This window comes from Vibrio sp. 10N.261.52.A1, from assembly GCF_002876325.1.
Taxonomy (GTDB): domain Bacteria; phylum Pseudomonadota; class Gammaproteobacteria; order Enterobacterales; family Vibrionaceae; genus Vibrio; species Vibrio chagasii.
Genome location: NZ_MCYD01001063.1, coordinates 1 through 8,256 on the forward strand (window position 1 = coordinate 1; position 8,256 = coordinate 8,256).

An 8,256-nucleotide genomic window follows, 5' to 3' on the forward strand; every position below is an offset into this window, starting at 1 on the left:
TTACGGGGTCACTTCAATGTGCGGCTTTTGTTGATCTTGAGTTCAGTGATATTTACACGTAATATTCCGCCTTATTACTCGAGTCTACTGACCGAACACGCTTTTTATCGACTTCCGCCAATTTGCGAGAGTCTAGCCTTTTGGAGCTAATCATGAACATCAATTCTGATGCAAAACTAAAAGACCTCTTAGAGTTCCCTTGTTCATTCACTTACAAAGTAATGGGCCACGCTAAGCCAGAACTGACTGAACTAGTGCTAGAAGTGATCCAGCGTCATGCTCCTGGTGACTACAGCCCAACACTAAAACCAAGTGCAAAGGGTAACTACCACTCTGTTTCTATCAACATCACTGCGACTTCAATTGAGCAGGTGGAAACGCTATACAAAGAACTAGGCGAGATCGAAATCGTTCGTATGGTCCTGTAACCTCGATTACGCATGAAAAACAGCGGCTTAATGCCGCTGTTTTTGTTTATAGCACCCTATTACGGTCAAATTCATTCAACTTAATTTTAAATAAATACAAAGAAAGTTGAAAAACCTTGCAGTCCATCTGTAGTTAGAATCATGTTTCGCGTTTATAATGCGTTCACTTTATTAATCCTTGAGGGAGTGCCGCTTTGCAAAGTAAGCTAATCGTAAAAAAATTAGGCCGTCAGGATTACGAACCTGTATGGAAAGCCATGCATAAGTTCACAGACGAACGCACAGAAGAAGACGTAGACCAAGTGTGGTTGGTTGAACACAACCCTGTCTTCACTCAAGGACAAGCAGGCAAAGCTGAGCATGTATTAAATGCTGGCGATATCCCTGTGATACAAAGCGATCGCGGTGGCCAAGTGACTTATCACGGCCCAGGTCAGTTAGTTGCGTACTTTCTGATTAACATCCGCCGCAAGAAGTTCGGAGTGCGCGATTTGGTTACTCATATCGAGAACCTCGTAATCAACACTCTGAAAGCTTACAATATAGATTCAGCTGCCCGACCTGACGCTCCTGGTGTTTATGTCGATGGCAAGAAAATCTGTTCACTCGGATTACGAATTCGACGTGGCTGCTCATTCCATGGGCTAGCACTAAACGTTGATATGGACCTGTCCCCATTCCAACGCATTAACCCATGCGGCTACCAAGGTATGGAAATGGCACAAGTAAGCCAGCTAGGCGGACCAAGTGAATTAGAGAACGTTGAGCAACAGTTAATACAAGAGCTCGTAGAGCTGCTCGGCTATGACCAAGTAGACATTCAAGCCACCAGTAACATTACAGCAGAAGCATAAAATCATGAGCAAACCAATCCAAATGGAAAAAGGCGTTAAATATCGTGACGCTGACAAAATGGCATTAATTCCCGTAAAGAATATGCCTGCTGAACAGAAAGAAGTACTACGTAAGCCAGAATGGATGAAGATTAAACTTCCTTCAGACAGCCATCGTATCCAAGAAATCAAATCAGCAATGCGCAAAAATAACCTGCACTCAGTTTGTGAAGAAGCGTCTTGCCCTAACCTAGCCGAGTGTTTCAACCACGGTACGGCAACGTTTATGATTCTTGGCGCTATCTGTACTCGTCGCTGCCCGTTCTGTGATGTTGCCCATGGTCGTCCTGTTGCTCCTGAAGCAGAAGAGCCGAAGAAACTGGCGAAGACAATTCAAGACATGAAACTGAAGTATGTAGTAATCACTTCAGTTGACCGTGATGACTTGCGTGACGGTGGTGCTAAGCACTTTGCAGACTGTAACCGTGAGATCCGCGAGCTAAACCCAAACATTCGTATCGAAACGCTGGTTCCAGACTTCCGCGGTCGTATGGACGTCGCACTAGAGCTACTGAAAGACAATCCGCCAGATGTTTTCAACCACAACCTAGAGACAGCGCCACGCCTGTACCGTAAAGCGCGTCCAGGTGCGAACTACAAGTGGTCTCTTGATCTACTGAAGAAGTTCAAAGAGCAGCACCCAGACATCCCAACAAAGTCTGGCGTTATGATGGGCCTTGGTGAAACCAAAGAAGAGATCATTCAAGTATTGAAAGACCTTCGTGAGCACGGTGTAACTATGCTGACTCTTGGTCAATACCTAGCACCAAGCCGTCACCACTTACCAGTAGAACGCTACGTGCCACCTTCAGAGTTCGACGAGCTAAAAGAGATTGCTCTAGAGCTAGGCTTCACTCACGCAGCATGTGGTCCGTTTGTACGTTCTTCTTACCATGCAGACTTGCAAGCACAAGGTATGGAAATCAAGTAAACTAGTACTTATCTCCTAAGTTTCAAAGGCGCATTCCCTCGGGGGTGCGCCTTTTTCTTATCAACAAACCGTAACGTTATCATTCAGATACAACAAAGCCGCTCTATGAGAGCGGCTTTGGTACATTCAGGTCTAAACGATAGACAAGTAAACAATAACTGCGAATTAGCCGAAAGAAGCCCAGATTACCGTTGCCACTAAGATTGGGCACACGAACTTCACATACATCGGCCAAACCTTACCAAACCAACCAAGCTGAAAATCAGGGCAGCCTTGCTCAAGCTCTTTCACTTTTGAAGCTCGGCTCCACACCCATCCACCAAACAGGCAGAACATCAATGCAGCAATTGGTTGCAGGTACTGTGTCGCTATCATCGCCACCATGCCAAACATCGCAGCAAAGTTGTAGACAATTACCACACTGAACAGTGCGATTGCACCACCAATCACCCAACTTGTTGGCGTTCTTCTGGTATTGAAGCGCTCACTCACTAGCGCTACCGGACCTTCTAGCATTGAGATAGAAGACGTCAACGCAGCAATGGTTAGCAATAAGAAGAAAACAATCGCGAAGATCTGACCAAGCATACCTAAACTATCAAACATCAAAGGCAGAACCGTGAACACTAGCGTGTCAGAGCTTAACAGCGAACCATCTTCTGCATAGATTTGAACGCCTTTTTGCATCGCAACAAACATCGCAGGCATAACCACTAAACCGGCAATAAAAGCCACTGCGGTATCAACTAGCGTCACGTTCATCGCCATTTTTGGCAGGTTTTCTTTCTTACTTAAGTAAGATCCATAAACCAACATTGAACAGCCACCAATCGTTAGCGAGAAGAAGCCTTGTCCCATCGCTGCTAGAATTAGCTTTCTATCCCACACCTTTTCAAAATCAGGCACTAGGTAATGCTTCAAGCCTTCTATTGCGCCAGCTTGAGTCATGATATATACGAACAATAAACCGAACAAAACAAACAGTGCTGGCATTAAACGCGTCGACCACTTCTCGATACCTTGTTTAACACCACCCTGAACAATAAGAATGGTCAGTACGTAGAATGCTACAGTACCAAATACATTACGCTCAACGCTGAAGCCTTTGAACCAATCAGCAGCAGCCTCTAGACCAATAAGATCAGCGACAGCACCAATTAGGAAGCAGATTAACCAACCACCAACAATGCTGTAAAACGCCAGTACGGCACTTGGGACACTTAATCCAATCCAACCAACAAATTCACCGACTTTTTTGCCTAGCGGATTAGCCGTTAGTGAACGCATACTATCAACTGGGTTGGCTTGACCATGACGACCAATCGCCATTTCAACCACCAGCATAGGGAACGCAACCACGAAAATCATGATGAGGTAAACAAGTAGAAAGGCACCACCGCCATTACTCGCTACCTGAGTTGGAAAACCCCAAATGTTACCCAAGCCAACAGCAGCACCAGCCGCAGCTAAAATAAAGCCTAAACGAGAACTAAACAGCTCTCTTGAAGAGGAAGATTGTTGGTCCATATTGCTCGCACAAAGAATCAGTGAACTAGTTGAAGAGTACAGTAATAAAAAGCAATGATAGACACAACCAATAAATGAACAATTCTCTAATTTTTACAATCAATGCGCTATTTAGAACCACAAAATTAACAAAATTCCAGTTCAATAATTCTACAAATATAGACACCAAAGGATCATCAACAGAGTCAGACCACAAAATTGACACTTATCATTGGGGGAACAATACAAACAAAAAGAGCACCAACTGGTGCTCTTGCTATTCATCACTAGACTCGAATTAAATCGTGAATACTTGATAATCTTTTAGGTTCGGAATGATTTCATGCAGTTCTTGCTCTTGTTCTGCCATCTCATCAAGAGAATCACAGAACTCTGCGCTTTCTTCTTCCATCTGCTTAGCATGCTGCTTCATTCGCTCTTCAACTTTCAGCTTGAGTTCAGCCATGCTGTCCGTCAATTCCGTCAGGTTGAGTCCGCCTTCTTGCTTCATCTTTTCTGACATGGCATTAAAAGCACTAGAGATAAACTCTTGGTTAAAGATCTCTTTAGCTTTTTCGAAGTCTTCAGACCAACCATTGGCCATCGACTCAAAGCTGTCTGCAGGCAAAACCAGCTCGCCATCTTTGTAGTAACGGGCTTCTAGGTCTGCGAAAAACGTTTTCATCGACTCTTTTACGTTATCAAACGATTCTGGAGAGTCTAAACTAACAGCAATATCATCAATCACATCATTGGCTAATGCGAGACTTTCGCTTGCCATCTGCTTAGCTCGTGGTATGTACTCACTCATACTCTCACGATATTTTTCAATCGCCGCTTGTTGGTCAGCATCAAGCTCAACTTTCTCGCCATGAATATAGAGATTATTATTATCATCGAACACGGCGGTATCACCATTTACCTGATGAATTTCGACTTTTTGGTCATCGATTCGCAACTCATTCTTCAAATCAACTCGACATTGAGCCGCAAATGTTGGCAGGCTCACAACAGAGATCGCCGCTGTTAACGATGCAATTAATACACTGTTTTTCATAAATACATTGCTTTTCATAACATCCTCTCATCAATCTGCCAGATTACTATACCCCGAGTTGATGCTTCTTTGTCAGGGCAAGGTTTTATATCAATTTACCCGGGGCTCAATCAATAGAAACCACTTCGTAACAAAACGGTTTATCAGCGACGCTAAACTCAACCTCGTCGCCGACTTCTTTCCCCATAAGCGCCCGACCAAACGGCGCATTCGAAGTCAAAATAGAGACCTCATTACCGTTCCAGGTAACAGACAGCCCACCGACTCTCGGCCCCATGAAAAAGTGTTTATATTGGTCATGCTCGTCAATCACCACAACGTAGCTACTCACCGTCACCTTTTCACTATCACGCAAAACTAGGTTTAGGTAGCACTGTATATCCTCTTCGCACTCTTGCACTCTCACCGCTTGTCCGTGAGCAAGGTACGAGGCTTCCAACGCCAACGTGTCGTACTTGTGTTCAGGAACTGTCTCTTCATCAGTCGCAGCATCAATGGCACGCTGTGTAGCGGACTGCGCGATACGTAATCGAGATTCAAGTTGCTCTAAGATTATTTGGCGGAGCTCAGACTTATTCATACTATTGGGGTGCTTTTCTATAGGAGCTACAGAATAGAATTAGGTACAATCAGGTGCAAGAGATTTGATACCTCAAGCGACGCTATCGTCAATCAGCGCTCGCTTTAGCATCAAGACAACACTTATTAATTCAGGTAGAACACAAATGATTGAGCAGAAGCTAAAACAAGTATTCGGATTCGATTCACTGAGAAACGGACAGAAGCAAGTCATTGATAATGTTCTATCTGGTCACTCGACAGCGGCAATATTCCCGACAGGTTCGGGGAAATCACTCTGTTATCAGCTACCCGCTTTAGAGTTGCCCCACCTTACCTTGGTGATATCACCACTGCTCGCCTTGATGAAAGACCAACTCGCTTTCCTACACAGCAAAGGCATCAGCGCGGCTGCAATCGAATCAAGCCAAGACAGGCAAACCACCCAGCAAGTAATGCAATCCGTACGCAGCGGAGACACAAAGATCCTGATGATCTCAGTCGAGCGACTGAAGAACGAACGCTTTCGCCAGTTTATTTCACAAGTGCCTATCTCGTTGCTTGTGGTCGATGAAGCACACTGTATTTCTGAATGGGGCCACAACTTCAGACCAGACTACCTCAAGCTGCCTCAATATCAAAAGCAGCTTAACATTCCTCAGGTACTGCTGCTCACAGCGACAGCCACAACATCTGTTATTCAAGATATGAAGTCTAAGTTCGATATCGATGAAGATCGTGTTGTGGTGACAGGCTTCTATCGTCAAAACCTCGACTTATCTATTCAGCCATGTGAACAAGCTAACAAGTTAGAAAGCTTGTGTAATGTGGTCAACCAAGCAGCGCAAGCACCCACCATTGTCTATGTTACTCTGCAGCAAACGGCAGAGATGGTTGCTCAACAACTCCGTAATGCCGGGGTTAACTCTGTGGCTTATCACGCCGGTCTTAAACCAGAAAACAGAGATGCTATTCAACAGCAATTCATGAATGATGACGTGCACTGTATTGTGGCAACGATTGCATTTGGCATGGGCGTGGACAAATCAAATATCCGCCGAGTGATTCATTTTGACTTACCTAAATCGATAGAGAACTACTCCCAAGAGATAGGAAGAGCTGGCCGTGATGGACAAACTTCTGAGTGTATCTTACTGGCCAATAAACACGGCTTGAGCACGCTTGAGAACTTCGTGTTTGGCGATACACCGGACAACATATCCATCCAAGCCGTATTGAAAGAGATCTACGAAAACCAAAATATTGGGCCATCTGGCGCTAATCAATGGGAAATCATGCTTAACCAACTTTCGCGTGAATCTAACATTCGCCAGCTGCCACTCAAAACGTTACTGGTTTACCTTGAAATTGAAGGCGTCATTGAGCCTAAATACAGCTACTTCGCTGACTATAAATTTAAGTTCATTCGCCCTAAACAGCAGATAACCGAACAGTTCCAAGGTGAGCGTCGTAACTTTGTTGAAGCGATTTTTCAATGCTCACCACAAGCGAGAGTCTGGTGCCAAGTCGACTTCGAAGCACTTTGGACTCACTTCCAAGCTGATCGTCAACGCGTGATTGCCGCTATCGATTACTTTAATGAGCAAGGCTGGATTGAGTTGGAAAGTAAACAGATCACCGATGTTTATGCGATCCACAATACTTCTGAAGAGATGATGCAGTTATCTGAGCGACTTACAGAGTTGTTTAAAGCAAAAGAGAACAGCGAGATAAATCGTCTCAATCAAATGCTGAGCTTCTTTGAAGCTGACACGTGCCTAAGCTCTCGCCTAGCAAGCTACTTTGCAGACAACGAAGCGCCAAAAGCCTGCGGTCACTGCTCTGTGTGCCGCGGTCAAGTAGCAACCTTACCAAGCGTTGATGTTGAATCGGTCGATGATGAGACAGTCATGACATGGATTCATGAGTTTATTTCTGCAAGCCAACAACTGATTACCGATGAAGCCATCACTCGCTTTCTCTGTGGAATCGCCACCCCACTTTCAACCAAACTTAAAGCAAGCAAAATGGTCGGCTACGGAAAGCTAGAGCAGCAACCATTCAGTGATACTTTAGCGCGAGTTAAACAGCTTCCTAGGTAACTCTAAACGATAATAAAACCGACTAAGCAACGAAGCTTAGTCGGTACTTATGGGACGCACTCTCCAATCTCTGCCTTTAGAAAAAACTCAGCTGACGCATTTGGTCTTTGGGCTGCAACATCACACTCAAGCCCAGTAAGCGTATCTCTCGCCCTTGCTGCCTTTTGAGTATTTCACTTAACAGCTCTTTGAAGTGTTCACGATCTAGAGATGCATGAATGTGCTCAATAGTGGTTTGTTGGAAATCGGCGAATTTGAGCTTAATACCCTGCTTGATGATCGCTTTACTTGGACTCGCTTTTTCCAATCGCGTTTCAAGTTCAGGAAACAGCTTGTCTTCTATCACCTGCCAACACTCGGCGTAAGTCGATATATTTTGGGTAAAGGTTCTTTCAACCCCGACAGACTTGCGCTCACGCTCGACAATGACTTCTCGCTCATCGATACCATGGCTGCGCTTCCACAATGAGGCGCCCTGGCGACCAAATTTAAGTAGTAGATCGCGATAGTCAGACTCTTTTATATCCTTGCAGGTAAAAAAGCCCGCTTGGTGAAGCTTTTCAATACTCACCTTGCCGACGCCGGGGATCTTTTCAAGTGGTAGTTCATCGATTACCGTTTGCACGTCTTGTGGAGGGATAACGAATTGCCCGTTAGGCTTATTCATATCCGAAGCCACTTTCGCCAAAAACTTTATCGGAGCAATACCAGCAGACGCCGTTAGATTAAGTTCATTCCAGATATCACGACGAATCGATTCAGCGATAAGTGTTGCAGAGCC

8 protein-coding genes are annotated in these 8,256 nt (G+C 44.8%); 4 read left to right on the top strand and 4 right to left on the bottom strand.

Annotated elements, in window-relative coordinates; translation table 11 throughout:
- The first annotated feature begins 149 nt into the window (after nucleotides 1–149).
- The 3 genes from ybeD (at nucleotide 150) to lipA (ending at nucleotide 2,252) form a co-directional block, all read left to right on the top strand.
- Entirely contained in the window at nucleotides 150–428 is a 279-nt protein-coding gene (gene ybeD, locus BCT81_RS23000) for a DUF493 family protein YbeD (RefSeq protein WP_026084358.1), read from the top strand.
- 194 nt (nucleotides 429–622) lie between these two features.
- On the top strand, nucleotides 623–1,282 hold the full coding sequence (gene lipB / locus BCT81_RS23005; protein ID WP_102425974.1) for a lipoyl(octanoyl) transferase LipB: 660 nt from the start codon (nucleotides 623–625) through the stop codon (nucleotides 1,280–1,282).
- A 4-nt stretch (nucleotides 1,283–1,286) separates the two neighbouring features.
- On the top strand, nucleotides 1,287–2,252 hold the full coding sequence (gene lipA, locus BCT81_RS23010; RefSeq protein ID WP_004737631.1) for a lipoyl synthase: 966 nt from the start codon (nucleotides 1,287–1,289) through the stop codon (nucleotides 2,250–2,252).
- A gap of 165 nt (nucleotides 2,253–2,417) precedes the next feature.
- On the opposite strand, the gene BCT81_RS23015 is transcribed toward lipA, so the two are convergent.
- The 3 genes from BCT81_RS23015 to BCT81_RS23025 all read right to left on the bottom strand — a co-directional run bounded on the left by BCT81_RS23015 (nucleotide 2,418) and on the right by BCT81_RS23025 (nucleotide 5,395).
- Nucleotides 2,418–3,779: a sodium-dependent transporter gene (locus BCT81_RS23015; protein WP_102425975.1), complete on the bottom strand. Its 1,362-nt coding sequence runs from the start codon at nucleotides 3,777–3,779 to the stop codon at nucleotides 2,418–2,420.
- 277 nt (nucleotides 3,780–4,056) lie between these two features.
- Nucleotides 4,057–4,833 carry a YggN family protein gene (locus BCT81_RS23020; RefSeq protein ID WP_102425976.1) on the bottom strand — a complete coding sequence of 259 codons (777 nt, stop codon included), beginning with the start codon at nucleotides 4,831–4,833 and terminating at the stop codon, nucleotides 4,057–4,059.
- Nucleotides 4,834–4,921: 88 nt separating this feature from the next.
- A complete protein-coding gene (locus tag BCT81_RS23025) occupies nucleotides 4,922–5,395 on the bottom strand; it encodes a GreA/GreB family elongation factor (protein WP_102425977.1) in 474 nt (157 codons plus the stop codon).
- Nucleotides 5,396–5,540: 145 nt separating this feature from the next.
- Between BCT81_RS23025 and BCT81_RS23030 the strand changes: the two genes are divergently transcribed.
- Nucleotides 5,541–7,475, top strand: a complete 1,935-nt coding sequence (locus tag BCT81_RS23030) for a RecQ family ATP-dependent DNA helicase (RefSeq protein WP_102425978.1) — start codon at nucleotides 5,541–5,543, stop codon at nucleotides 7,473–7,475.
- 76 nt (nucleotides 7,476–7,551) lie between these two features.
- Here BCT81_RS23030 and dinB read toward each other — a convergent pair.
- A partial coding sequence (gene dinB / locus BCT81_RS23035) for a DNA polymerase IV (RefSeq protein WP_102425979.1) occupies nucleotides 7,552–8,256 on the bottom strand: 705 nt, incomplete at its 5' end.